This is a genomic window from Christiangramia sediminicola (assembly GCF_031344135.1).
Taxonomy (GTDB): domain Bacteria; phylum Bacteroidota; class Bacteroidia; order Flavobacteriales; family Flavobacteriaceae; genus Christiangramia; species Christiangramia sediminicola.
In genome coordinates this window covers 333,072-358,165 of the sequence record NZ_JAVJIU010000004.1, presented here as the reverse complement: position 1 = coordinate 358,165, position 25,094 = coordinate 333,072, and the positions used below count along the sequence as shown (strand labels likewise).

The window sequence follows — 25,094 nt, the reverse complement described above, 5'->3', positions numbered from 1 at the left end:
AAAAGCTACTCTGCCCTTGGATTGGTTCAAACTTTCTTTACAGCTTAATAAATTCCCAATAAAAAGGGCTCAGCATACTCTGGAAGAAATCCAGAATATTCCTGAGGTAGATTATGCAAAATATCAGCGCAAGCGGAAGAATGCGATCATAGATTATCATATTCAACACAACGATTTTTATCGCGAATTCTTCAAATGGGAAGGTTTTGACGACTGGCAGCATGTCCCTATCATGAAAAAGTCTGATCTTCAGCACCCGTTAAAAGATCGTTTAAGTTCAACCTATAATTCAAAAACGGCCTACGTAGGAAAGACTTCCGGGAGTAGCGGGACACCATTCATTTTCGCCAAGAACAGGTTTGCTCATGCCTTGAGCTGGGCAGGATTTCAGGATAGATATCGCTGGTATGGGATAGACTTAAATAAATCGCTTCAGGCAAGATTCTATGGGATTCCTTTAGATTTCTACGGAAATATTCAGGAACGTCTAAAAGACAGGATCAGCTTAAGAAGAAGATTCAATATTTTTGATCTGAGCGAGAAGAAAATGGAAGATTTTCTTGAACGTTTTAAAAAAGCAGATTTTAATTATTTAAATGGCTATACCAGTGCTATTGTGCTTTTTGCCAGGTTTTTGAAGGAAAAAAATTTAATCCTAAAAGAACTTTGCCCAAGCCTTAAAATATGCATCGTCACCTCTGAACGACTCTTTGAAAAGGACAAGGAGCTTATCCAGAAATCATTGGGAGTGCCTGTAATTAATGAATATGGTGCCAGTGAAGTAGGTCTTATAGCTTTTGAAGATTCAGAAAATAACTGGATCGTAAATTCGGAAGATCTGTATGTGGAGATCCTTGACGAAAATGACAATATTCTGCCTTATGGCGAAGAAGGACGTGTGGTAATAACTTCGTTCTACAATAAAGCTCATCCAATGATCCGTTATGATATTGGCGATATTGGCTGTCTTTCGAAAAACAGTACGCTTAAGAAACCAATTCTTGAAAAACTGATTGGAAGAACTAATGATATAGCAAGATTGCCGGATGGAAAAGTTGTGCCCGGACTAACTTTTTATTACGTTACCAAAACGATCATTGAGGATAACGGTCACATCAAGGAATTTGTAATTATTCAAACAAAATTGGATGAATTTAATATTGAGTATGTTAGCAAAAATGAGTTTTCAAATGAACAACGAGCTAAAATTCTTGAAGCGATCGCTACCTATGTTGGAAAAAATCTAAAGATCAATTTTGAAAGAAAGGATATTTTAAAACGAAGTCAGAGTGGAAAATTGAAGCAATTCACCTCTCTGCTGGAATAGTTTTTACCTGCTTAGATTTAACAAAGAACTGCTCTCGAAGAAAGATCATCATCTTCCAAATACTTTTGAAAAACCCGAAATTAAGAATGTTATGATATACCTTGAAGTTATATTTTAGCATCTCTAATTTGTTGGTTGAGATGGAGTTTTTCCTAATTCTGTATACCGCTAAAGATTCCTGAATTCCTTCTATTGGCCCGCCTTCATCGATTACTTTTAACCATAATGCCCAATCCTGGCGTTTGGAAATCTGCGGACAATAAACTTTTCCAAGAATATCCACATTATAAATTCCTGTTAGGTTTCCCACGTAATTGGCCTTGAGCAATTTTTCATAATGCAGAATCGGCAATGCCTGAACTTTCTTGTTTAAATGATTTCCCTTTTCATCGATAAGATCATAACTGGAAAAACAGGCGGCAACATTTGGTTTGGAGAGCACCATAAGCTGTTTTGAGAGCTTTTCTGGCTTCCAAAGGTCATCTGCATCAAGAAATGCAATATATACTCCGGAAGCTGCTTTAATACCTTTATTTCGGCTATGATGAGTTCCTGAATTTGTAGAATTGGTGAGTAATTGAATTCTATGATCCCCAGCCGAAAATGATTTGACGATTTCAGCAGTGGCATCGGTTGAAGCATCATCTATCACCAAAAGTTCCCAGTTCTGGTGAGACTGGTTAATTACAGACTGTATAGATTCAGTTATATAAGCCTCCGAATTAAATGCAGGCATTATAACTGATACCAGTCCCCTATTATCCATTTTACCGTCTAATGTGTTTTGAGAAATCTTTATGCTCTCTCTTTTCTAATTCAGTTTGACTTAAATTTCGAAAGTAATCATACGTGATCTGCATTCCTTCTGCCCTGGAAACTTTAGGCTCCCAGCCTAAAACTTCTTTAGCCCGAGTTATATCAGGCTGCCTTTGCATTGGATCGTCTTTTGGAAGCTGTTCAAATATAATTTTCTGATCTGTTCCCGTAAGTTTAATAATCTCCTTTGCAAAATCCAAAATGCTTATTTCATCGGGATTTCCAATGTTTACCGGTTGAGAATAATCACTTAAAAGAAGTCTGTAAATACCTTCCACCTGGTCATCTACAAAACAGAATGATCTAGTTTGTGAACCATCGCCAAAAACAGTAATATCTTCACCACGTAACGCCTGACCTATAAATGCCGGAATTACCCGACCGTCATTAAGTCGCATTCTTGGACCATAAGTATTAAATATTCTTGCAATTCTTGTTTCCAAACCGTGGAAATTATGGTATGCCATGGTTATGGATTCCTGAAAACGTTTAGCTTCATCATAAACACCTCGAGGTCCTATAGCATTTACGTTTCCGTAATATTCTTCATCCTGAGGATGAACTAAAGGATCTCCGTAAACTTCAGAAGTTGATGCAATAAGGATTCTGGCATCCTTTTCCTTAGCCAGTCCAAGACAATGAAGTGTTCCAATAGAACCAACTTTCAATGTTTGAATAGGAATCTTAAGATAATCTATAGGGCTTGCGGGAGAGGCAAAATGTAAAATATAATCCAGGTCGCCGGCTACATGAACAAATTTGGTGATATCATGATGATGAAATTCAAAATTCTGAACCTTCATAAGGTGTTCAATATTCTTAAGATCACCAGTAATGAGATTATCCATCCCTATCACTTCGTAACCTTCCTTTAAAAACCGGTCACAAAGATGCGATCCTAAGAAGCCCGCAGCTCCTGTAATTAATATTCTATTCGCCATTTTTATTATAGATTATTGATCTATAGCATCTAAAAGATCGTGAAGACTCTGCTTCCAGTCTTTTACAGGCCTGAAAGTTTTAGTGATCTTTTGCTTAGAAAGTACACTGTATTCAGGTCTTACAGCCAAGGTCTTAAAAAATCCTGTCTTATTCAACGTTACCTGATCCATTTTTCCAGAATAGGTCAAAATTTCTCTGGCAAAATCATACCAGGTGGCCTCTCCTTCATTGCTAAAATGATACAATCCGAATTCTTTACTTTCTGATGAAATCAAATCCAATACAAATTCAGCCAGGTCATTAGCGTTTGTAGGAGTTCCTGTTTGTGAAGTAGTTATATTCAATTCGGCTTTGTCTTCAGCCTTTCTGAGTATGGTTCGAAAAAAATTATGCCCAAATTCAGAATATAACCAGGATGTTCTGAAAATGAAATAATCATTCATTTTCTCCTGAATTGCTTTTTCACCTTTCAGCTTTGAAGTGCCATAAACGTTGATAGGATCAACTTCATCAGACTCTTTATAAGGCTTTTCAGCCTTTCCGTTAAAAACATAATCTGTTGAAAAATGAAAGAGAACCGTGTTATTTGATGCACAGATCTCAGCTAAATTTCCAGCTGCCTCAGCATTTACCTGGTAAGCTTTTTCAGATTCATTTTCAGCCTGTTCCACATTGGTATAGGCAGCAGTATTTATACAGAAATCGATATGCCGCTGATCAAAAAACTTCTTCACCTGAGTTTTGGAGGTGATATCAAGTTCTTTTGAGGAGCAAAACAAGAATTTAAAATCAGGATATTTTTCGGCCTGTTTTTGAAAACATAGTCCTAACTGACCATTTGCACCGGTAACTAAAACTGTTTTCATCCAAAACTTTCTTTGAATGTTGGCAGTTTTCTATCCTTGTCTGATAAGATCATATCTCTTTCAGGAAAATTCCAATCGATATTTAGGTCTGGATCGTTATAAATGATGCCGGCTTCAGATCCAGGAGTGTAATACTGATCGCATTTATAGGCGAAAACAGATTTTTCTGAAAGAGTGAGAAATCCATGGCCAAATCCTTTAGGAATGTATAACTGATGAAGATTTTCATCATCAAGAATAGTTGAATATACCTTTTTAAAAGTAGGCGAATCAGGCCTTAGATCCACCACAACATCCAAAACTTTCCCATAGATCACACGAACGATCTTTGTCTGGGCAAATTCTCCCTTTTGATAATGCATTCCCCGCACCACGCCATATTGAGAAACGGACTGGTTGTCCTGAACGAATTCCTCATCGATCCCAGAAAGTTCAGCAAATCTTTCACGCTGATAGGTTTCAAGGAATATTCCTCTATGGTCTTCAAATATTGTAGGTTTAATAAGAAAACAATCTTTTAAAGGCGTTTCTTCTACCTGCATAATTTAGGATTATGAATTAAAAATCTGTTCCAGAATCTTCTCTGTGATTAGATATGTTGGTTTCACACCAGAAGTTCCAAGACCTCCGGAAGCAAGTGTACTACCAGTCTCCAGTGGGTTATCTGATGCATAGTAAGCATATCTTACCTTCACTTCTTCATCAATGCTTCCTCTTAACCTTGAAGCCGCCTGAATAGCCTTTTGATAATGTGCTCCCTCCATCTCCAGACCACAAACATTCCAGGTTGAATCGTGGAAGAATCTCAAAATATCTTTATTCTGAAGTGAGGTTCCTAACACCGTGATCATCGCTCCGTCAACAACCTTGATCCCATGACCGTCCAGATCAGATTTTTTTAATTGATTCTCAAATGGATAATTATCTGCTGTTCCTTCGAAAAGGTGAGCATCAGGAATCATAATATCTCCCTTTCCACCTTCCAGAATACCGGCTTTACCCATGATAGATATGGATTTTACATTCATTTTTACCTCGTTCTCTTGGTAACTAAAAGGTTTCAATAATTCATCCATGGTTTCATAAGCCTGCTCTCCAAAAGCATAATCCATTACAATGATCACCGGCTTTTCTTCAGTTTTCAGTTCGCTGAATTTCGTTCCACTAAAACCATCTTCAAGCTTTGCCGTATCAAAGATCTGAACATCTATATTGGTTCCACTCTTATCCTCGATAAAGAACATCCCTTTATCCAGCGCGGTTTTCGTCACTTTATTTCTTAAAGATCCATTTCCGCTATCAGAAAGCTCTTCATAGATATCCAGTGCCTTTTTCTTCTTCAATTCAGTTTTCAGGGCACAAGGCGTGTACAAAGTGTTCATCACGCTATGCATGTTGGCGCTTATAATATGAATTGGCCTGTCCATTAGCTTATTTTCAATAAGCTTCAGTTTGATATCATTAGACCAGATCTCTCCGTGAATATGATGTCCAAGACGTTCCCTAAGAACGGGACTAAAAGTGATGATCCTTTTTTCATTTTTAACGGCCTCACGAATCGCCATTTTTCCTAAAGACCAGATAACTCTTAGAAAACGATCTGGATTTTCAGGAGTTGAAAATTTAGGATATAGCCTGCTAATTTCATGGAAAGTTCTTCCAAGAATACTGGCAGTATGTGTTAAGGCAACCTCTCTTTGCGCCTGGGTAAGCTCTTCGCTTTGAGTAACGGCAACTTCCAGTTTTTCCCAATCTCGGTTTACGCTTCCTTCTTCATCAATCAAAACTCTCTTCATGATCTTGTGAGATTCGATGAAAAGAAAGGTAAGGTGAGTAAGAATATCATAGATTTCAGATCTACCTCTGGTGATCTCAATATTCATTTGCTCCTCATCGATCCTGTAACAGTTTCTCCTTCTTTTTGGAGGAACTATAGGCTTGAAATGTGAATTTCCATAACCTTCATCACTAGTGAGATTGATGAATCTACATTCCTCAATTCCCTGTGGTAACCTGTCAATCACATATAAAAGTCCTTCAAGTTCGGCTTTGTCATTAGCGATAGAACCGTAAATTTCAGGTCTTAGAGTTAAAAGTGATTCTCTTAAAGTTTCTCCTGAAACACCCATTGGCTTGTAAAAACCTCGATTAAAAAGGTGTCTCATGGTAATATACATGCGTTCAATCGCACCTGAACTTTCCTGCGCTCTTGTTCTGCCTTGCAATTTCAATATAGACATAGTAGTTTTTTAAATAATCTCATTTAGTTTGTCCGCAATTTTACGGTCGTTAGACAGTCTCGGAAGTTTATTCTGACCTCCAAGCTTTCCTATGGACTTCATATATTCCTGAAAAGCGTTCTGCGGAACTTTAGTGATCTTAAGCCTTTGAAGAATATTCCCTTCTAAAAGATCAAGATAATAGGAATTTTGCTTCTGTAAAGACCTATCGATAATTTCAGCAAATTTATTCAAATCTTCCGGTTCCTGCTCAAATTCTATAAACCATTCGTGGTAAGGCAACTCATCACCTTCCGGATTTATTTGCGGAGCGACCGTAAATTCACTTATTGCTGCGCCAGTTTCAGCTACGGCTTGTTGCATTGCTTCTTCTACTTCCTTGGCAATCACATGCTCGCCAAAAGCTGAAATAAAATGTTTTATTCTTCCGGAAACCATTACCCGGTAAGGTTTTGTAGAGGTAAACTGGATAGTATCGCCAATATTATAACCCCACAATCCGGCGCTGGAAGAAATGATCATCACATAATTAACGCCAATCTCAACATCTTTAAGCAGTAATCTTTCGGGGTTTTCATCAAAGAATTCTTCAGTTTTAATAAACTCGTAAAACATTCCAGAATCTAATTGAAGAAGCATTCCTTTTTCATCCTGTTTATCCTGAAACGCGAAAAACCCTTCTGAAGCTGGATATAATTCGATACTGTCAACCTTTCTACCAATCAAATTTTCAAATTTTGATCGGTATGGTTCGTAATTGACTCCGCCATAAATGAAAAGATCAAAATTCGGGAAAATGTCTCCTACTTTTTTTCCTGTCTTATCGATCAGACGTTCAAAATACATCTGAACCCATGATGGAATCCCGCTAATCACAGACATATCTTCCTTTACAGTCTCGTCTACTATAGCATCTACTTTGTCTTCCCAATCTTCAATGCAGTTGGTTTCCCAGCTGGGCATCCTGTTTTTCTGAAGATATCCAGGCACGTAATGCGCCACAATTCCTGAAAGTCGGCCAAGCTTAACTCCATTTTTCTCATCAAGTTCGGGACTTCCCTGTAGAAATATCATTTTTCCATCAACGAACCTGGACTTCCCTGTATCATTGATATAGCATAAGATTGCATTACGGGCGGCATTTATATGCGTTGGCATAGATTCCTTTGTAAGAGGAATGTACTTAGCACCACTGGTAGTGCCTGATGTTTTTGCATAGTACAGCGGCTTTCCTGGCCAAAGAATATCTTCCTGCCCGGCTACCATCAAGTCAACATAAGATTTTAGTTCTTCATAATCCCGAATTGGCACATTCTGAATAAAACCTGAATGCGTTTTGATATTCTCAAAATTATGCTCCTTTCCAAACTTCGTATGCTTTGCTTTTTCAATTAAATCCTGAAAAACCTTTTGTTGTGTTTCATGAGGATCAGACGCCCATTTATCTATTTTTTTTCTAATATGGGAAGCGAAAATTCTGGCTGCAAAAGATTTTATAGACATAGATTAATTGAAATCGATATATTCTGAAGGATCCTCCGGATTTCCTTCATTCCATAGTTCGAAGTGAAGATGTGGACCTGTAGTTAATTCTCCTGTATTTCCGGCTGTAGCAATAACTTCTCCGCCACGAACCATATCGCCCTGAGATTTTGTAAGCGAAGCATTATGCTTATAAACCGAAAGCAGACCGTAACTATGTTCAACCAATATCACATAACCTGTTTCTGCAGTCCATTCGGCAAAGATCACTCTACCATCTGCTACAGACTTAATTGGCGAATTTCGGGTAGTCACTATATCTACTGCGAAATGTTTATCTTCTATGTTATAAGGTTCAGAGATCGAACCTTTAACAGGCGGAAAAAGAGAAAAATTGATGTTATCTGTAGCTGTAGGAAGGATATTGTATTTATCCTCCTGTGCTACTTCTTCTCGTAAAAGAGAATCGGCCTTGATCCTGTTTATTTCTTCGTATTCAATATCTGTAATTGGCTGACTGAGCAGAGAATCCCTGTCCAGCTGATCAAGATCTAATTCTCCGGTAAGCGCATTTTTTATTGAAAGTAAATATTGGTCATTCAAACGAATAACATTTTGTAAGGAATCAGAAGTATAAGCGAGATTTGCCGCTTTTTCTTTTAGCTGAGCTGAAGAATAGCCTGGAATATATTCTCTAAGCGGAGTAAAGGCGATTAGGATCGTCGTCGCAGCAATTAAAAAGATTGCAGATAATCCAACAGCCACAAATACATTTAATCTTGTTAATCGGAAGGAAAAACGCTCTTCAAAAGTGTCTTCATTCAGAACAACCATTCTATACTTATGAAGAAGTTTTTTGGCAAACTTCTTTTTTTCTCTCTTATTTTGAGCCATAGCCGTTATTAAGTATTACAAAGATAAATTAAATAATTTCCTGCCATATAACTGTGAAAGACATATTAAAGATACTTGCGTGGGTTAGCAATTTATTGTCTTATTAACGTTTAGATTGCTGAATTCTTGTTAAGTTTGTAGAACTAAATTAAAAGACATGAACGCATTTATTTTGCCTTTGGCTATAGGAGCACCGCAAATAATTTTAATTGTAGTGGTGATATTGTTGCTTTTTGGAGGAAGAAAGATCCCTGAACTAATGAGAGGTCTTGGTAGTGGAATTAAAGAATTTAAAGACGCTTCCAAAGATGATGAAAAAGGAGCAAATCCAGATGAAAGTAAAAAAGTACCGGAAGAGAATAAATAATCTCCGCACCTATAAAGCATAAAAAAACCCAACTTTTCAGTTGGGTTTTTTTTGTTTAGTCAATCTTCGCTGATTGCAATATCGCATCGAGTTCAAAGATATTATCGCGTTTTCCTCTGGATGGTGAGAATACAAAACCTTCCAGTACTACGAATCTATTATTCTTTTCATCCTTAATGGCATAATTCACGAAAGGACCAGCCATAAAATCGTTCTGAACCTCCCATGTTCCACGTGTTTCATAAGCAAACTTACCATCGATTTTTGTTTCAAAAAGATAAGGCGCGTAAGCCTTCTCAGTGATCATATACGATCCTTCAAGTCTTCCGGGGATCTGAGCTTCTCCAATAGAATCTCTCATCTTAATGATGTTCGCAATAACGCTTGAGTCATTTTCGATCTTATTGATAGGCACTTCATATACCAGAATCTCCATACTTCCTTTCGGGATCTCTTTTCTTATCCAAGAAAATTGATCCTCCTCTTTGGCGTATCTATAAGCTGATGGGAATTTCAAATTCACACCAAATTTTTCACTTAAAGCATCATCCTTGTTGAGTGATTTTCTAATTCGTCGCTGTTTCTCGGTAAGCTCTGTTTTCTTAAGCAACTTGATTATAGAATCAGATTCTTTATTGATCACATCTATAATATCGTTAGAACTACCTCCCTGTACAACAATACCAGTTTGAGGTCGGGCAAACTCATCTTCAATAAGATCCATTCCCTTGTTACCGCCTTCTTCTATTTTTAAGAATATACGGCTGTTTCTAACGAAGCCTGTGAAAGTTTCTGGTGGTATTTGACTTAAACTGAATAAAGGCTCCTCCTGAGGCAGCCCATCAACCGGAGCTGCTAAGTTGGTTCTTATCGCCTCTCCTACTGAACCCTCCCAGAGTTCGTTATCTATGACAATAGTTAGTTGATTGATATTCCCTGAAGAATCAGATAGAATCCGATCGCTTTTTTGCGAGGTTTTATCCTCGTTCTTACAGGAAATTAAAAGGAAAATACTGGCTAGCAGGATTAGGCTACGTTTCATTTTTTCGGTTTTGATTTAACGCCCTTAACCTTTGGAGAGTTTTAATTTCATTCCCGGTTTAAGGCTATTAGTGTTCATATCATTCCATGACCTCAAATTCTGTACCGTAACGCCCGGAAATTTTTTAGAGATGCTCCAAAGGGAGTCTCCCTGTCTAACGGTATAAAATCTGGGATTAGAACTTTTGCTGGAATTCGAAGAACCAGAACCTGAAGCAACTTCAACCGGTTTTCTTGGATATATCGTTAGATACTGCCCTACTCGAAGATTATTGCTTCTCATATTGTTCCAACGCTTTATACTACTTATACCAACGCCATATTTCTCTGCGATCTTCCCCAGGTAATCTCCACTTCTCACTCTATATCTGATACGATCTTCAGTCTCTACATATTTAGGAAGTTCCTTTTTCTCCTCTTCCAATTGATTTTTAGCAAAATCATAGATCGCATTTTCGTTGGAAACAAATTTTCCTGTAGCTGGCTTCGGAAGCCTTAAACTATATCTTTCATCTTCTACGAATGGAATGATATCCAACTTATAACTAGGATTCAGAAACTGAAGCATTTCTTTCTCCACGCCTGTAACCTTAGTAATTTGATCAAAGGATAATAACTGTTTAACATGAATAGTATCTGTTTCAAAATAAACTACGTCCGGATTTGAGGGCTGAAATTTATGCTCATCGGCGTATTCAAATAGATAAAGCGTAGCTAAAAACGCCGGAACATATCCTGCTGTTTCACGTGGAAGAAATCTTCTTAGGTGCCAGTAATCGGTAGAACCACCGCTTCTTCTAATAGCCTTTGATACGTTTCCTGGTCCAGAATTATAAGATGCCAATACCAGATCCCAATCACCGAAAACCTTATAAAGACTGGCAAGATATTGTGCTGCAGCTTCAGTAGATCTTTCAGGATCCATACGTTCATCTACGTAGGAACTAACATCCAGACCGTGCATTTTACCCGTGGTAAACATAAACTGCCATAATCCAGTTGCTCCTACTCTGGACTTAGCTCTTGGATTCAAAGCAGATTCAACGATAGCAAGATATTTGATCTCTAAAGGAATATCATATTTATCAAGTTCCTGTTCGAACATCGGGAAGTAATAGCGACTCAGCGCCATCAAACGCTCCATTCCCTGCTTATTCCTTTTTAAATAAGATTTTATGACACTTTCCAGAATTGGATTGTACTCAACATTAAATGGAGTTCTCGCATTAAGTTTTGCAAGTCGGGCTTTTAGTGTATCTGTTGGAAGTTCTTTATAAACAACATCTTCATAATCCTGCTCCCGAATACTCTTCTGCATGGATTCATATAGATCTGAATTTGTAAGTTCAGTCTTCCAAAGGGAGTCAATGGTTTTAGCTTTTGGAAGATCAGCAAGTTTTACCTTTGAAGAATCCCTTATAACTGCAGAAATTGGCAGTTTATCCCTGAATTCAGGATCTGGTTCTGCCAGTTTTATCTCTGTATCATCACTCTTTTGAAATATCTGAACTCGGAAATTGGCCTTTTCAACTCTTTCTTTATTCTTCTTCTCCTGACCCAGCGCAGAGACTCCCACGAGGATTAATAACATCAATAATTTTCGTATCAGCATATATTCAATTTACATTAATCAACGAAAAATTTATCAAACTTCGTACCTCTTTAATTTTTGATCGCTTCAATTCCTGGTAAGGATTTTCCTTCTAACATCTCTAACATCGCGCCACCACCGGTAGAAACGTAACTAACCTGGTCTTCCAGTCCGAATTTTTTAACAGCTGCAACAGAATCTCCACCTCCCACAAGTGAGAAAGCACCTTCTTTGGTAGCTTCAGCAATCGCTTCTCCTAATTGAATAGTTCCCTTGGCGAAAGTATCCATTTCAAATACTCCTAAAGGTCCATTCCAGAGAATGATCTTAGAATCTTTAATTACACTAGAGAAATTTCTGATGGTTTCCGGACCAACATCCAGCCCCATCCATCCGTCAGGAATATTATCAACACTTTCAGTTTGAGTGCTTGCCTGCTCAGAAAAACTGTCTGCTATCACAGAATCTACCGGAAGATGAACTTCCACTCCTTTTTCTTTCGCTTTCTTTAAGATCTCTAAGGCAAGTTCCTGTTTGTCATCTTCAACAAGAGAGTTTCCAATGTGGCCTCCCTGTGCTTTAATGAACGTATAAGTCATTCCACCACCAATAATAAGATGGTCTATTTTATCAAGTATATTTTCAATAACAGTGATCTTTGAAGAAACTTTTGCGCCTCCAAGTACTGCCGTTACCGGCTTTTCAGTACTATTCAGAACTTTATCAAGACTTTTAATCTCTTTGGCTAAAAGATAACCGAAGCACTTATCTTCAAAAAATTTTGCGACAACAGTAGTTGAAGCGTGGGCTCTGTGAGCAGTTCCAAAAGCATCATTCACATAAATATCACCAAGTTTAGAGAGGTTTTTTGCGAATTCTTCATCTCCTGCTGTTTCCTCTTCATGATAACGAAGATTTTCAAGTAAAAGAATTTCTCCCTGCTCAAGATTCTTAGCAGCGTTTTCTACATCCTCTCCAACGCAATCTTCAGTAAATTTTACTTCCACCCCAAGAACTTCAGAAACCTTGCTGGTAATATGCTGAAGGGAGTATTTACTTTCCTTTCCCTTTGGTCTTCCGAGGTGAGACATTAAAACAACACTACCTCCGTCTTCCAGAATTTTAATAATGGTTGGTTTCGCCGCTTCAATTCTATTAGCATCGGTTACTTCCAGGTCTTCATTTAATGGAACATTGAAGTCCACTCTAATAAGTGCTCGTTTATTATTAAAATTGTAGTCGTCTATAGTTTTCATAGTATTGCTTTCTTACAAATATAATTTTTTCCGAAGATAATAAAGCTTATATAATTTTATATTTGCCTATGCTTTTTAATGATGTAATTGGTCTTCCGCACATAAAAAATCACCTGACGACCACCGCTGACAGAAATAGAGTTCCGCACGCTCAACTTTTTACCGGTAAGCCGGGAAGTGGCGCTCTGCCTATGGCGATCGCCTATGCACAATATATTCTTTGCAAGAATTCTGGAGGAGAAAACAATAATGAAGCTTCTAATAGCTGTAATTTAAAGTTCAGGAATCTTTCGCATCCAGATCTACATTTCGCTTTTCCTGTAGCAGTTAATGATAAAATAAAAAGTCACCCGGTTTCATCACATTTTCTTGATGAATGGAGGGAATTCATTAAAACGAATTCTTACGGAAGTCTTTATGACTGGTATCAATATTTAGGAGTTGAGAATAAGCAGGGTAAGATCGGGGTTGATGAAGCTCAGAATATTGTAAAATCACTTTCTCTAAAAGCTTATGAAGGCGGATTTAAAGTGATGATCATCTGGATGGCAGAAAAAATGAATATGGAAGCAGCGAATAAACTGCTGAAACTTATTGAAGAACCGCCAAATAACACTGTTTTTATTCTAATTACTGAAGATGAGGAACAGATCATTCAGACAATAAGGTCTAGGTGTCAAAGCTTATATTTTCCTCCTTTAAGTGAAGCAGATATTGCAAAAACACTGGAAGAGAATGAATCCTGCAGCCATACCGAAGCAAAAAAGATTGCTCACCAGGCCAATGGCGATTACACCAAGGCAATTCATATTTTAAGGAAAAATGCCGGCGATGAACAGTTTGAAGCATGGTTCATTAGCTGGGTACGCAGTGCATTTAAAGCTAAAGGTAATAAGTCTACAGTACTGGAACTAGTTTCGTGGAGTGAAGAGATCGCAGCGCTGGGACGTGAAACACAAAAAAGCTTTCTACTCTATTGCATAGATTTCTTCAGGCAATCATTATTAATGAATTATAAAGCAAAAAGCCTGGTTTATTTGGAACCTTCCGCAGAAAAATTTAAAATTGAAAATTTTGCTCCATTTGTTCATGGGAATAATATTAAAGACATAACCCAGGCCCTGGAAACAGCAATTTACCATATTGAAAGAAACGGGAACGCTAAGATCATTCTAACCGATCTTTCAATTAAATTAACCAGATTTTTACATAAAAAAGCAGCTTAACAATGGAAAACATTACTACTAACATTACTGAAATTCTAATCCTTTTATTTATTCTGATCACTTTTTTACAATCAGGAATAGATAAGGCAACAGACTGGAAAGGCAATACCGGATGGTTGAAAGAACATTTTTCAGGAACTATGCTTGCTGGGATTGTTCCGTTAATGGTTGGGATAATCATGATCATTGAAATTATTACAGGAATTCTTGCTATAGCGGCAATATTTCACATTATCGCATTCAATGAGCCATTATTTGCACTATATACGTGTGTTCTTGCCTGTATTACACTTCTAATGTTGTTATTCGGCCAACGAGTAGCAAAAGATTATGCAGGAGCATTTACACTTACAGGATATTTCATTGTTTCTATAATCGGTGTATATATTCTGAGCTAAAAAATTTTGATTATAAAAAAAGGCTTCAGAAATCTGAAGCCTTTTTTTTATTGTGAGAGGTTGAATTTTTATTCTTCGTCTTCTACCTCTTCTGTTTCAGTTGCATCTACACCACCGTATTCTTCATTCAATTCTTTTAGAACATCCTGTGTAATATCTAGACCTTCTTCCGCGTACATAATATTGGCGCTTTCGTTAGATCCAAAAATGTAAGTGTAGTTATTATCCTTTCCGTAATCTTTTACGTAATCCTTAATTTTAGTTACTAAAGAATCCATTACGGTATTGCTTTCTTCTCTTAGACGATTTCCAACCATCTGTTGCTGCTGCTGAAGCATTTGTTGCTTTTGCATTAACTCCTGCTCTTTAGTCTTTCGTTGAGACTCAGACATAGAAGCCATTTGAGACTGGTAAGCCTGAACTTCCTGTTGAAAAACTTTAGCTACAGAGTCAAGTTGCTTTCTTGCAGAATCTGACTTAGATGTAAGATCTGCCTCAACATCTTTCATCTCCTTATATTCTTTTACTAATACTGTTGTATCAACATAAGCGGTTTTTTGCTCATTACATGATACCATCATAATTGCAACAGCTGCAATTCCAATAAATCTTCTGATCATAATTTTTTCATTTTGTGTGGCAAATGTATAAAAGTATTTCATGTACAAAAGCACAAAATCAAATAGTTATAAGTAAATCTGATAATAAAAATTTTAATTATAACAAAAATTGATATTATTCAGCTCAATAATCTAAATTTTAAGGACTTATTACCGCATCGGGGAATATAACACCTATTCTAGAAGGATAAAGCGTCTTAAAACGGCTTATTTTAGGTTTTGAGTGTCTTTTTAAAGAAATAAACCACGGATGAATACTCTCCCGAGCTTTTTGCACGCAAATTAGAAATATAACCTCTATAAAATGCATTCAGTACATTTCCACCATTTTCTTTATTTCGCTCACTCAAAAGACTAACGTAATAAGAATCAAATTTGAGAGGTTTTTCTTCCATTAGCTCAAATCCCAAATTTTCCATTACTGATTTAATTCCTGATCTGGAAAAATGCCATAGATGCCTTGGAACATCCCACGCAGCCCAATCGCTTTTATAGTATTCAGAATCGTAAGATTTATAATTAGGAACAGCAATTACTAGTAAACCATTCTCCTGAAGCAATTCATAGAATTTCGAAATCTTAGTGTCGAAATCTGGAATATGTTCAAGAACATGCCAGAGACTAATAACATCATAATTACTATTTTCCAGTTTTGAAATATCCGACTTTAAGTTAAGACCTTTTAATACTCCTAAACTACGCGCTGTTTTATTTGGCTCTACTCCTTCTACATTCCATAGAAGCTTTTTCATAGTATTTAAAAAATCACCCGTTCCGGCTCCGTAATCTAAAATTGTTCCATTAGAAAAATATTTTTTGATCCAGTTCGCTTTCTTAGAAAGCATATGAGATTTTACAATTTGGTAAATTTTATTCTGTAAACCTCTGCTGGAATCATTATGAGAAATATAATCCTGACTTTCGTAGTATGATGACAAATTATATGGAACAGGATAGGTTTTTAAAATCCCATCTTTAAACTTCACTATTTCGAAATCTTCATTAGATACAAGATGATCCTTACAGATTACAACTCGTTCTTCTGAATTTGTAAAAGCATTTATTTTATCGGATTGGATCAATTAAAAAAGTATTTGTTCCACGTGGAACATCAATAATTATCTTCCCATATAAACGAGGAGAACGGAAATATCATTTGGACTTACTCCACTAATTCTCGAAGCTTGAGATACAGTGGCGGGTTGAACCTTTCTCAATTTTTCACGAGCTTCATACGACATAGATTTGATATTAGAATAGTCGAAATTCTTAGGAATTTTAATATCCTCTAATCGATTTAATTTGTCTGCATTATTCTTTTCCTTCTGAATATAACCGGAATATTTTACCTGAATTTCGGTTTGCTCGATCATTTCTTCATCCAGCTGGTTATCTGAAATAAACTCCTCTACTCCACTAAAATTCTTAACATCTTCCATGGTAATCTGAGGCCTGGAAAATACTTTAAAAACTTTATCACTTTGTTTCATTGGAGATGACATTCTTCTTTCAAGAACGGGATTAGCTTCTTCAGGAACCACACTAAGATCTTTTAAAAAATCAACGAACTTAAAAGACTTTTCTTTCTTTTCTTCCATCTTTCGCATACGATCTTCAGATGCTAAACCTAAATTATAAGAACGCTCGGTTAACCTAAAATCGGCATTATCCTGTCTTAATAAAGTTCTATACTCCGCACGTGATGTAAACATTCTATATGGCTCTTCAGTGCCTTTTGTAATAAGATCATCAATAAGAACACCTATATAAGCTTCATTACGTTTTAGGATAAATTCATCTTTTTCCTGAACTTTAAGCGCGGCATTTATTCCTGCCATCATACCCTGGCAAGCTGCTTCTTCATATCCGGTAGTTCCATTTATCTGACCGGCGAAATATAATCCTTCAACAAGTTTAGTTTCTAATGTATGCTTTAATTGTGTAGGTGGAAAATAATCGTATTCGATAGCATATCCCGGCCTGAAGAATTTCACTCTTTCAAAACCAGCTACAGAACTTAAAGCTTTGAATTGAACATCCTCGGGCAAGGAAGTAGAAAAACCATTTACATAGACCTCAACGGTATTCCATCCTTCAGGCTCAACAAACAATTGATGCCTGTCCTTATCTGCAAACCTGTTTATTTTATCTTCAATAGAAGGGCAATATCTTGGACCGATACTTTTAATTCTCCCATTAAACATTGGAGACCTATCAAAACCTTCCTTAAGAATTTCATGAACTTCATTGGAGGTATAAGTCATATGACAGGATCTCTGTTTGGTCAATGGTTTTGTTTCATCTGAATATGAAAATTTACCTGGAATATCATCACCAGGCTGTTCCACCATTTTAGAATAATCTAAAGATCTACCATCAACTCTAGGAGGTGTTCCGGTTTTCATCCTACCGGCTTCGAAACCTACATCAATTAAATCCTTGGTTATTCCGGTAGCAGCTCTTTCTCCAGCTCTACCACCACCAAATTGCTTATCGCCAATATGAATAAGACCATTCAAAAATGTACCGTTAGTACACACGACACTTCTTCCAAAAACTTCAAGTCCCAGGGAAGTTCTAACACCAACAACTTTTTCATTTTTTATAATTAGCCCGGCCACCATTTCCTGATAGAAATCTAAATTCGGGGTTTGTTCCAGTTTCAGTCTCCAGTCCTCCGCAAATCGCATTCGATCACTCTGCACTCTTGGACTCCACATAGCAGGTCCCTTAGATTTATTCAGCATTTTAAATTGGATAGCGCTAGTGTCACTTACAATACCACTATAACCGCCCATTGCATCAATCTCTCTAACAATTTGCCCTTTCGCAATTCCACCCATGGCAGGATTGCAACTCATTTGAGCGATATTCTGAAGATTCATGGTTATAAGAAGGGTTTTACTACCCATATTAGCAGCGGCGGCGGCAGCCTCACTTCCAGCATGCCCAGCTCCAACTACAATAACATCATACTGCTTTTCGAACATATCCTAATTATGATTTTTCTCCTATTGTTCCACGTGGAACAATTTAATTTTCTCTTCTTCCTTGCGTCGCATTAATTCTTTCTCCCTTTCAGTTTTATCATTAAAACCGCAAAAATGCAAGATCCCATGAATTAACACACGCTTCAATTCCTCATCAAAATTCACATTAAAAGCATCAGCATTTTCAGCTACTCTTTCAGTACTTATAAAAATATCTCCTTGTAAAGTATTTCCGACAGTATTGTCGAAGCTGATTATATCGGTATAAGTATCATGAGACAGATATTCCATGTTGATTTTATGAAGATATTCATCGTCACAAAAAATGAAACTTATATCGCCCACATATTTATTCTCAGACTCAATACTGTTTTCGATCCACATTCGATACTTATCCTCGTTTAGTAAATCAAAATCATTTTCGCTGAAAAAATTAATCTCTCCCTTTTCCAAAATAGTCCTTTACTTTCTCTCTGTAAATTTGGCGCAAAGGTAAGATTTGTCTATTTAAAATTTCAGTAGAATTAAAATATTCTTTTGCCCTATCAATCTGATCCTTAAGCGAGTTCTTATATTCTGTTCTATTGGTCTCAGATTGTCTTTTCTCATCTGTTCCCTGCAATTGTAGAGCTTCGTTAAATTTCATTAATTCATACTGAAGATTTTCCATGCGTTTAAGAGTTTCTGGATCAAAACCTTTATCTAGTAACTGCTCCTCGATCTTTTTCATTTCCTCAGCAGGATCCTTCCCAGAATTCATTTCTCTACTTTCCTTCATTTCCTCTAATTGCATACGAAGCATTTGCTGTTCCTTAAAGATCTCATATAATTCACCATTTTCAGATTCACCATTTCCTTCTGAATCCCGAGGATTTCCACGCTCATCAGGCTTAGGTTTTCCCTCCATACCCTTCTTCATCTCCTCCATTAATTCCTGCTGCTTCTTGATGATATCCTGAAGTTGAAACTCCTCCTCACCATTACCTTGCCCAGCTTGTGGGTTAGCCATCATTTGCTGCATGGAACTAAGAATTTGATCTAACAAATTTGCCAGGTCATTTGCGCCTGTAACCACATATTGCTGGCTAGCCGTTCCCTGTGGAATTTCATTTTCAGATAATCTTTCAATAGATTTTTCAAGATCAAATTCCACATTAGTCAATTTATCAGTGATCACTTCATTGATCATGGGATTTCGCATTGCCAGCATGTACAAACTATCATCGATATGTCTGAAATTCTCCCTAAGGTTGCTTTGCTCTTTCAACTTCCCAGCATATTTCGGATTGTTCTGTCTAATTTCCTTGAAAATATCCAGGAGCTCTTCCTGTTCGAATGAGAATACTATCAAATTATCTAATATTTGCCTTAAAGATTCTGCATCTGCCTCCAGTTGTTCCCCCATTTGCATCATCGAACTTTGCTGCATTTTCTGACTGAGTTTCTGCATTTTTTTGGCAGCATCTTTTTGCTTTTTTTGAGCTTCAGGGGAATTATTTTGTTCTAAATTTTCCTTGGCATCTTTCTGATCCTTTTTTATACCCTCTTCTTCCTGATCTTCCCTACCCAATTGTTGTGGTTGTTTCAAGGCCTTGTTATCCTCTTCCAACTGATCCATTTCTTCCTGAAATTCCTTGAATTCTTTATTCAAACCCTCTTGTTTATCGGACGTGTTCTCTTCCTTATGGTCTGAAAGTTCATTTTGTTTTTCAGACAAAGTCTCCAAATCTCTACCTAATTTTTGCTTCTTCTCCTCTACATAATAGCGCTTGGTAAGTTCAAGTAATTGCTCCAGGTTTCTTTTGTTGGTTTTATTCTGCTTAGATAATTTATCGAGCTTCTTCCCCAGATCTTCTTTGGCTATCTTTTCGGAATATTTCTGTAATTCCTCCAGTAACTCTTCATTCTGCTGAAGGCGTTTTTCATTATTCTCAAGACGCTGAGTTAATTCTTTTTCCATATTAGAATTCTCATCTGTTTTATTTTTCTCAAGGGTTTTCTCAAGCTTTTCTGAATAAGATTTCATCATCTCATTCTGCTTTTTCTGCCGTTTTAAAAATTCTTCCAGTTTCTTGCGCTCACTATAATTTAATTCTTCTTTCTCCTTTTCCAATCGGGAAAGTTCATCCAGTTCTTCTTCAGATTTATCGAATTCCTCCAGTTTGTTTCCAATATTTTTGATCGCTTCATTTTGCTCTATCAAATTTTCATCTTCCAATTCTTCCGAAGTTTTCAATCGATAAGTATAAACTTGAGATCTTGCAGATTTAGCGCCATTAACTGCATCATTATCATAGATTCTGAAGTAATATTCATAGGCTACTCCCGGTTCCAATTCCACCGTACCCGGAAAACTAAAGTGAAATTCATCAAAACTCTCTTTAGAAACCGGAATATTGACAATTCCCTGGGAATCCTTGCTATCAAAAGGATAATAGACTAATTCTAGCTTACTTAAACCATAATCATCAGAGATATCACCTTTAAAATACTGTATATCAGTATTTAACGAATCAACTTCTGAGTTTACTGAAATTTCCGGATACTCATCTTTGATCACGAGTATATTGTAATCCAAAGGCTGATATTCAAAAATATTTTCATTGGAAGTACTAACAGAATAATTAAGATTGGAAAGTAACTTTTGCTGGAAACCCGAAGTATTATTCTGAGTTCGAATTTCTATGATCGTATCAGGTAATCTGAAATTAATTAGATTGGTATTTCTGGAATTAAATTGCCAGTTTATTTTAGTCCCTTCAGGCACAGTTACATTTCCTGAACCAGAAATTAATTCATCTTTTAATCCTGTATAACCAGGATAATCCAGTTGCATTTCAAAGTTGAGCAATTTCGGAACTTCAATGACCTTTAGCACCTTGTTTTCAGAAGTGACTTCATTCGAGATTAGTTGAAATTCAATATCATTATTAACTTCTTTAAAATCATATTCAAAAACTCCCGGCGCTGTTTGTTTCAAATAATTTTCCTTTCCATCAAGAAGAAGTTTAACGACCTCAGGATTATAATCCCCAACAGTTCTCACCTGCATCTTAAAGTTCTCCTCTTCCCTGACTCTTAAATCATTATTCTGAATAATAAAATTGAAAGGTGCTGGCTTTAAGTAAACCTTATCATAATCTGTGATTCGCTCAAAACTTTTGGTAATAACCTCTGTTTTCCCGGCTATAATGAGTCCGCCAATGATAAGTAGTGGAAGAATTACGTAGCGTAAATACTTTTTATTATTCTTCAGTTCAATAGCATTTCCAAATGGAACAGGAGTTAATTCCTTCGTACGCTGATCTATACTTGCCAGTAAAAGATCAGATTTCCTGCTATCGTTTTTAAGTTGAAGTAGATTCTTCAACTTATCATTTACTTCCGGAAAGTGATTTCCAATTATTTCCGAAGCCTGAAAATCATCAATCCCTTTAGAGAATTTAAGTAGTTTAAAAAGAGGGATTCCAATAAAATTGATCAGTAAACCAATTTCAACAAGTATAAAAAGCCAGAATAAAATGGTTCTTCCAGTTGTAGATAACCAAAGAAAATATTCGAGGCCTACAACAATTAGGAAATAGATGAGTCCGGTGGCTATAAATAACAGGCTTCCTCTAAGTATTAAATTGATATAATACTTCTTGATGAAAGCCTCCAGTTTTTCCTGCACCAGCCCGAAATTCTCCATTTTCAATGCAATGTTTCCTTAAAAATACAATAAAATTAGCTCATATAAAGGATGCAGGCTTTTGGTTTAGGATTGGACTAATAAGGTTGTATCTTTGCCAGCAAAAATTAAAGAAATATGTCTTCTAAAGTAAGAGTAAGATTTGCTCCCAGCCCTACCGGACCATTACATATCGGTGGAGTTAGAACAGCCTTATATAACTATTTATTCGCTAAAAAACATGGCGGTGATTTTGTATTGAGAATTGAAGATACAGATCAAAATCGCTATGTAGATGGAGCAGAAGATTATATTATAGAATCTCTTAACTGGTGCGGAATTCCTTATGATGAAGGTCCCGGAAAAGAAAAAGGATTTGGTCCTTACAGACAAAGTGAACGTAAAGATAAATATCGCGAATATGCCGAAAAGCTTATAGAATCTGGAAATGCCTACTATGCTTTTGATACTGCAGATGAACTTGACGCACATAGAAAAGATCACGAAGAAAAAGGGAAAACCTTTATCTATAACTGGCATAATCGTGAAAAACTGAAGAATTCCTTATCGCTTTCTCAAGAGGAAGTTCAGAAGAAAATTGAAGCTGAAGAGCCGTATGTTATCCGTTTTAAATCTCCGCAAGATGAAATCTTACATTTAAAGGATGTGATACGAGGAGATATGGAAATTGACACGAATATTCTAGATGATAAAGTTCTATTCAAAAGCGATGGAATGCCAACTTATCACCTGGCGAATATCGTGGATGATCATTTAATGGAAATTACACACGTGATTCGTGGTGAAGAGTGGCTGCCTTCTCTTGCCCTGCACTATATGCTTTATAGAGCCTTTGGTTGGGATGCGCCTCAATTCGCCCACCTTCCTTTGATCATGAAGCCTCAGGGTAAAGGAAAATTGAGTAAAAGAGATGGTGATAAAATGGGATTCCCGGTTTTTCCACTGGAATGGAAAGATCCAAAATCCGGAGATATTTCAGCAGGATATAGAGAGGATGGATATTTCCCGGAGGCCGTTGTAAATATGCTTGCCTTTCTTGGATGGAATCCTGGTACCGAAGAAGAATTTTTCAGCCTGGAAGAGCTTACCAATAGTTTTGAATTAGAAAGGGTACATAAAGGCGGAGCTAAATTTGATCCTGAAAAAACGAAATGGTTCCAGCAACATTACATGCAGGAAGCTGATGATAACCAGCTGGCCGATAAGTTTGACGAAATTCTGAAAGAAAAGGAAGTTTCTGCAGAAAGAAATTATGTGAAAGACGTGGTTGCCTTGATCAAGGAAAGAGCTGTATTTGTTGAAGATCTATGGGAACAGGGTTCATTTTTCTTTATCGCCCCTACTTCTTTTGATCCAAAGGACTCTAAAAAAGCCTGGAAAGATGGTACTGCAGAACTAATGTCTGAATTAAAAGAATATCTAACTACGGTTGATAATTTTCAGGCAGAGCCGTTACAGGAAGCCGTGAAAAGCTGGATCAAAAGCAAGGAAGTAGGATTTGGTAAAGTAATGATGCCGCTTAGAATTGCTTTAGTTGGTGCCTTACAGGGACCAGATCTTTACAAGATTGCTGAATTTATAGGGAAAGAAGAAACCTTAAACCGTATTCAGAAGGCTGTAGATACCATTTAGCATCACACACAAAACAACTTGTGAAGCCGATTATTTCAATTGAAATAGTCGGTTTCCTTTTTTTATAAGGATTCAGCCTTTTTATTCTTAAATTGAAGCATTCATAATCAAATAAAAATTACATGCTCAATTTAGTTTTGTGGCCAGTTTTGGGAATATTTCTCCTCTTGGTCATCTTTTCAGGAATATTTATAGTAAAACAGCAAACATCTGCCGTTATAGAACGCTTCGGAAGATTTACAAGTATTCGAAGTTCAGGCCTTCAGTTGAAAATTCCGCTAATAGATCAGGTTGCCGGAAGGATCAATCTAAAAGTTCAGCAATTAGATGTCTTGGTAGAAACTAAAACCAAGGATAATGTTTTTGTGAAACTGAAAATTTCAGTTCAATTCCAGGTTCGTAAGGATAATGTATATGATGCCTTCTACAAGCTCGAAAGTCCTCACGACCAGATTACTGCATATGTTTTCGACGTTGTGCGCGCAGAAGTGCCTAAAATGAAGTTAGACGACGTTTTTGAACGCAAAGATGATATCGCTATTGCCGTAAACCGTGAATTAAACGAAGCTATGCAGTCATATGGATACGATATCATTAAAACCCTGGTAACCGATATAGATCCTGATGTCCAGGTAAAAGCGGCTATGAATCGTATTAATGCAGCAGAACGTGAAAAGGTAGCGGCAGAGTATGATGCAGAAGCTGATAGAATAAAAATTGTAGCAAAAGCAAGAGCAGAAGCTGAAAGTAAGCGTTTACAGGGACAGGGTATCGCCGATCAGCGACGTGAGATCGCACGTGGACTTGAAGAAAGTGTTGATGTACTTAATAATGTTGGTATCAACTCCCAGGAAGCCTCTGCCCTAATCGTAGTAACACAGCATTATGATACGCTGCAGGCTATTGGTGAAGAGACTAACAGTAATTTGATCTTACTTCCTAATTCACCACAAGCCGGAAGTGATATGCTGAACAATATGGTAGCATCCTTTACTGCTTCCAACCAGATAGGTGAGGCGATGAAAGAACAGAACAAGCGGTCAAAGAATAATCCAGATAAAAAAGAATAAAAAAAGCCTCCAATCGGAGGCTTTTCAATTTTATATTAGATCTCTTAACTGTTCCTATTAGACGTAACAACATTCTTAACATCCGTAATTTTGGATATTGCTTTTAAAACTAAAGCCTTTTGAGCAAGAGAACTAAAAGCATTACTTATCAATGATCTTGCAGACAAACTTTCCTTGGTTTGATCAATACTTAATTTGATCTCTTCCTTATCAATTTCAGTTTGTAGCTTCAGAATCTTAAGATCTTTATCTATCTCTTCAAAAGATGAGTAAACTCTCATTCGTCGTTATTTTCGTTAAAAACAGATTTCGAGAACTTTCTTAGCACAAGTTTTTCAATAGGTTCCTTTCCAAAGATAAATATTAACACAAAAATTATCATGTAGAAACCACCGACTATAAAATAGCCAGCACTTGGAACTCCAATTGCCTGACTCAGCACTATTGCAATAGCAAAAGAAAGCATAATACCGGCAGTACTCAAAAGAAAGCCCATAACCAGAAAACGAACAAGAGACGTAGCTCCCTTCATTCCCTGCCTAAAGGCTCTTAATTTATAATATTCAGAATTACTTTGAATGTAAGACTGAATATTATTATTTAAATCATGAACACTGTCGGATAGTTTTTCAAATGCCATATAAA

At 36.8% G+C, this 25,094-nt stretch carries 23 protein-coding genes; 6 read left to right on the top strand and 17 right to left on the bottom strand.

The window, feature by feature from the left end:
• Nucleotides 1-16 precede the first annotated feature (16 nt).
• Nucleotides 17-1,327, top strand: coding sequence for a phenylacetate--CoA ligase family protein (locus RE431_RS12115; protein WP_309562247.1), 1,311 nt, complete (start codon nt 17-19; stop codon nt 1,325-1,327).
• On the opposite strand, the gene RE431_RS12110 is transcribed toward RE431_RS12115, so the two are convergent.
• The 7 genes from RE431_RS12110 to RE431_RS12080 are packed head-to-tail and all read right to left on the bottom strand — an operon-like array spanning nt 1,308 to nt 8,567.
• Nucleotides 1,308-2,093: a glycosyltransferase family 2 protein gene (locus tag RE431_RS12110; protein ID WP_309562246.1), complete on the bottom strand. Its 786-nt coding sequence runs from the start codon at nt 2,091-2,093 to the stop codon at nt 1,308-1,310. The genes RE431_RS12115 and RE431_RS12110 overlap by 20 nt on opposite strands.
• Nucleotide 2,094: 1 nt before the next feature.
• Nucleotides 2,095-3,084, bottom strand: a complete 990-nt coding sequence (locus tag RE431_RS12105) for a UDP-glucuronic acid decarboxylase family protein (protein WP_309562245.1) — start codon at nt 3,082-3,084, stop codon at nt 2,095-2,097.
• Nucleotides 3,085-3,096: 12 nt separating this feature from the next.
• Nucleotides 3,097-3,951 carry a dTDP-4-dehydrorhamnose reductase gene (rfbD, locus tag RE431_RS12100; protein ID WP_309562244.1) on the bottom strand — a complete coding sequence of 285 codons (855 nt, stop codon included), beginning with the start codon at nt 3,949-3,951 and terminating at the stop codon, nt 3,097-3,099.
• Complete coding sequence (gene rfbC / locus RE431_RS12095) at nt 3,948-4,493, bottom strand: dTDP-4-dehydrorhamnose 3,5-epimerase (protein WP_309562243.1); 546 nt, start codon at nt 4,491-4,493, stop codon at nt 3,948-3,950. Before rfbC ends, rfbD begins: the two co-directional genes overlap by 4 nt.
• 9 nt (nt 4,494-4,502) lie before the next feature.
• Entirely contained in the window at nt 4,503-6,191 is a 1,689-nt protein-coding gene (locus RE431_RS12090; protein WP_309562242.1) for a DUF6909 family protein, read from the bottom strand.
• Nucleotides 6,192-6,200: 9 nt separating this feature from the next.
• Nucleotides 6,201-7,694 carry a GH3 auxin-responsive promoter family protein gene (locus tag RE431_RS12085; RefSeq protein ID WP_309562241.1) on the bottom strand — a complete coding sequence of 498 codons (1,494 nt, stop codon included), beginning with the start codon at nt 7,692-7,694 and terminating at the stop codon, nt 6,201-6,203.
• 3 nt (nt 7,695-7,697) lie between these two features.
• A complete protein-coding gene (locus RE431_RS12080) occupies nt 7,698-8,567 on the bottom strand; it encodes a murein hydrolase activator EnvC family protein (protein WP_309562240.1) in 870 nt (289 codons plus the stop codon).
• 157 nt (nt 8,568-8,724) lie between these two features.
• Between RE431_RS12080 and RE431_RS12075 the strand changes: the two genes are divergently transcribed.
• Nucleotides 8,725-8,934: a twin-arginine translocase TatA/TatE family subunit gene (locus RE431_RS12075; RefSeq protein ID WP_309562239.1), complete on the top strand. Its 210-nt coding sequence runs from the start codon at nt 8,725-8,727 to the stop codon at nt 8,932-8,934.
• 55 nt (nt 8,935-8,989) lie between these two features.
• On the opposite strand, the gene RE431_RS12070 is transcribed toward RE431_RS12075, so the two are convergent.
• The 3 genes from RE431_RS12070 to RE431_RS12060 are packed head-to-tail and all read right to left on the bottom strand — an operon-like array spanning nt 8,990 to nt 12,822.
• Nucleotides 8,990-9,976 (bottom strand): DUF4837 family protein, encoded by a 987-nt coding sequence (locus RE431_RS12070; RefSeq protein ID WP_309562238.1) that lies wholly within the window; start codon nt 9,974-9,976, stop codon nt 8,990-8,992.
• Between the two features lie 24 nt (nt 9,977-10,000).
• Nucleotides 10,001-11,587: a lytic transglycosylase domain-containing protein gene (locus tag RE431_RS12065; RefSeq protein ID WP_309562237.1), complete on the bottom strand. Its 1,587-nt coding sequence runs from the start codon at nt 11,585-11,587 to the stop codon at nt 10,001-10,003.
• A gap of 50 nt (nt 11,588-11,637) precedes the next feature.
• Entirely contained in the window at nt 11,638-12,822 is a 1,185-nt protein-coding gene (locus tag RE431_RS12060) for a phosphoglycerate kinase (RefSeq protein ID WP_309562236.1), read from the bottom strand.
• A 68-nt stretch (nt 12,823-12,890) separates the two neighbouring features.
• Here RE431_RS12060 and RE431_RS12055 point away from each other — a divergent pair, with 68 nt between their 5' ends.
• Together RE431_RS12055 and RE431_RS12050 are read left to right on the top strand one after the other, a co-directional pair.
• Complete coding sequence (locus RE431_RS12055; protein WP_309562235.1) at nt 12,891-14,048, top strand: DNA polymerase III subunit; 1,158 nt, start codon at nt 12,891-12,893, stop codon at nt 14,046-14,048.
• A 2-nt stretch (nt 14,049-14,050) separates the two neighbouring features.
• On the top strand, nt 14,051-14,446 hold the full coding sequence (locus RE431_RS12050) for a DoxX family protein (RefSeq protein ID WP_309562234.1): 396 nt from the start codon (nt 14,051-14,053) through the stop codon (nt 14,444-14,446).
• A 68-nt stretch (nt 14,447-14,514) separates the two neighbouring features.
• On the opposite strand, the gene RE431_RS12045 is transcribed toward RE431_RS12050, so the two are convergent.
• The 5 genes from RE431_RS12045 to RE431_RS12025 form a co-directional block, all read right to left on the bottom strand.
• A complete protein-coding gene (locus tag RE431_RS12045) occupies nt 14,515-15,066 on the bottom strand; it encodes an OmpH/Skp family outer membrane protein (RefSeq protein WP_309562233.1) in 552 nt (183 codons plus the stop codon).
• Between the two features lie 212 nt (nt 15,067-15,278).
• Nucleotides 15,279-16,148, bottom strand: a complete 870-nt coding sequence (locus RE431_RS12040) for a class I SAM-dependent methyltransferase (RefSeq protein WP_309562232.1) — start codon at nt 16,146-16,148, stop codon at nt 15,279-15,281.
• 36 nt (nt 16,149-16,184) lie between these two features.
• The gene (gene mnmG, locus RE431_RS12035) at nt 16,185-18,056 is read right to left on the bottom strand and encodes a tRNA uridine-5-carboxymethylaminomethyl(34) synthesis enzyme MnmG (RefSeq protein WP_309562231.1); all 1,872 of its coding nucleotides are present in this window, start codon (nt 18,054-18,056) and stop codon (nt 16,185-16,187) included.
• Nucleotides 18,057-18,077: 21 nt separating this feature from the next.
• A complete protein-coding gene (ybeY, locus tag RE431_RS12030) occupies nt 18,078-18,509 on the bottom strand; it encodes an rRNA maturation RNase YbeY (protein WP_309562230.1) in 432 nt (143 codons plus the stop codon).
• Nucleotides 18,490-21,747: a DUF4175 family protein gene (locus tag RE431_RS12025; protein ID WP_309562229.1), complete on the bottom strand. Its 3,258-nt coding sequence runs from the start codon at nt 21,745-21,747 to the stop codon at nt 18,490-18,492. Before RE431_RS12025 ends, ybeY begins: the two co-directional genes overlap by 20 nt.
• 117 nt (nt 21,748-21,864) lie before the next feature.
• On the opposite strand from RE431_RS12025, the gene gltX reads away from it, so the two are divergent.
• Both gltX and RE431_RS12015 read left to right on the top strand, forming a co-directional pair.
• Entirely contained in the window at nt 21,865-23,379 is a 1,515-nt protein-coding gene (gene gltX / locus RE431_RS12020) for a glutamate--tRNA ligase (RefSeq protein WP_309562228.1), read from the top strand.
• 122 nt (nt 23,380-23,501) lie between these two features.
• Complete coding sequence (locus RE431_RS12015) at nt 23,502-24,449, top strand: SPFH domain-containing protein (RefSeq protein WP_309562227.1); 948 nt, start codon at nt 23,502-23,504, stop codon at nt 24,447-24,449.
• 44 nt (nt 24,450-24,493) lie between these two features.
• On the opposite strand, the gene RE431_RS12010 is transcribed toward RE431_RS12015, so the two are convergent.
• Complete coding sequence (locus tag RE431_RS12010; protein WP_309562226.1) at nt 24,494-24,730, bottom strand: DUF6327 family protein; 237 nt, start codon at nt 24,728-24,730, stop codon at nt 24,494-24,496.
• Entirely contained in the window at nt 24,727-25,089 is a 363-nt protein-coding gene (locus RE431_RS12005) for a phage holin family protein (protein WP_309562225.1), read from the bottom strand. Before RE431_RS12005 ends, RE431_RS12010 begins: the two co-directional genes overlap by 4 nt.
• Nucleotides 25,090-25,094 lie beyond the last annotated feature (5 nt).

What these genes read in the sequence shown, in the direction of transcription:
- RE431_RS12060 (WP_309562236.1), bottom strand. Translation starts at nt 12,822, where the DNA reads ATGAAAACTATAGACGACTACAATTTTAATAATAAACGAGCACTTATT.
- RE431_RS12075 (WP_309562239.1), top strand. Translation starts at nt 8,725, where the DNA reads ATGAACGCATTTATTTTGCCTTTGGCTATAGGAGCACCGCAAATAATT.
- RE431_RS12050 (WP_309562234.1), top strand. Translation starts at nt 14,051, where the DNA reads ATGGAAAACATTACTACTAACATTACTGAAATTCTAATCCTTTTATTT.
- rfbD (WP_309562244.1), bottom strand. Translation starts at nt 3,951, where the DNA reads ATGAAAACAGTTTTAGTTACCGGTGCAAATGGTCAGTTAGGACTATGT.
- RE431_RS12015 (WP_309562227.1), top strand. Translation starts at nt 23,502, where the DNA reads ATGCTCAATTTAGTTTTGTGGCCAGTTTTGGGAATATTTCTCCTCTTG.
- RE431_RS12010 (WP_309562226.1), bottom strand. Translation starts at nt 24,730, where the DNA reads ATGAGAGTTTACTCATCTTTTGAAGAGATAGATAAAGATCTTAAGATT.
- RE431_RS12005 (WP_309562225.1), bottom strand. Translation starts at nt 25,089, where the DNA reads ATGGCATTTGAAAAACTATCCGACAGTGTTCATGATTTAAATAATAAT.
- RE431_RS12090 (WP_309562242.1), bottom strand. Translation starts at nt 6,191, where the DNA reads ATGTCTATATTGAAATTGCAAGGCAGAACAAGAGCGCAGGAAAGTTCA.
- mnmG (WP_309562231.1), bottom strand. Translation starts at nt 18,056, where the DNA reads ATGTTCGAAAAGCAGTATGATGTTATTGTAGTTGGAGCTGGGCATGCT.
- RE431_RS12080 (WP_309562240.1), bottom strand. Translation starts at nt 8,567, where the DNA reads ATGGCTCAAAATAAGAGAGAAAAAAAGAAGTTTGCCAAAAAACTTCTT.
- RE431_RS12105 (WP_309562245.1), bottom strand. Translation starts at nt 3,084, where the DNA reads ATGGCGAATAGAATATTAATTACAGGAGCTGCGGGCTTCTTAGGATCG.
- RE431_RS12045 (WP_309562233.1), bottom strand. Translation starts at nt 15,066, where the DNA reads ATGATCAGAAGATTTATTGGAATTGCAGCTGTTGCAATTATGATGGTA.
- RE431_RS12085 (WP_309562241.1), bottom strand. Translation starts at nt 7,694, where the DNA reads ATGTCTATAAAATCTTTTGCAGCCAGAATTTTCGCTTCCCATATTAGA.
- gltX (WP_309562228.1), top strand. Translation starts at nt 21,865, where the DNA reads ATGTCTTCTAAAGTAAGAGTAAGATTTGCTCCCAGCCCTACCGGACCA.
- RE431_RS12025 (WP_309562229.1), bottom strand. Translation starts at nt 21,747, where the DNA reads ATGGAGAATTTCGGGCTGGTGCAGGAAAAACTGGAGGCTTTCATCAAG.
- rfbC (WP_309562243.1), bottom strand. Translation starts at nt 4,493, where the DNA reads ATGCAGGTAGAAGAAACGCCTTTAAAAGATTGTTTTCTTATTAAACCT.
- RE431_RS12110 (WP_309562246.1), bottom strand. Translation starts at nt 2,093, where the DNA reads ATGGATAATAGGGGACTGGTATCAGTTATAATGCCTGCATTTAATTCG.
- RE431_RS12065 (WP_309562237.1), bottom strand. Translation starts at nt 11,587, where the DNA reads ATGCTGATACGAAAATTATTGATGTTATTAATCCTCGTGGGAGTCTCT.
- RE431_RS12055 (WP_309562235.1), top strand. Translation starts at nt 12,891, where the DNA reads ATGCTTTTTAATGATGTAATTGGTCTTCCGCACATAAAAAATCACCTG.
- RE431_RS12070 (WP_309562238.1), bottom strand. Translation starts at nt 9,976, where the DNA reads ATGAAACGTAGCCTAATCCTGCTAGCCAGTATTTTCCTTTTAATTTCC.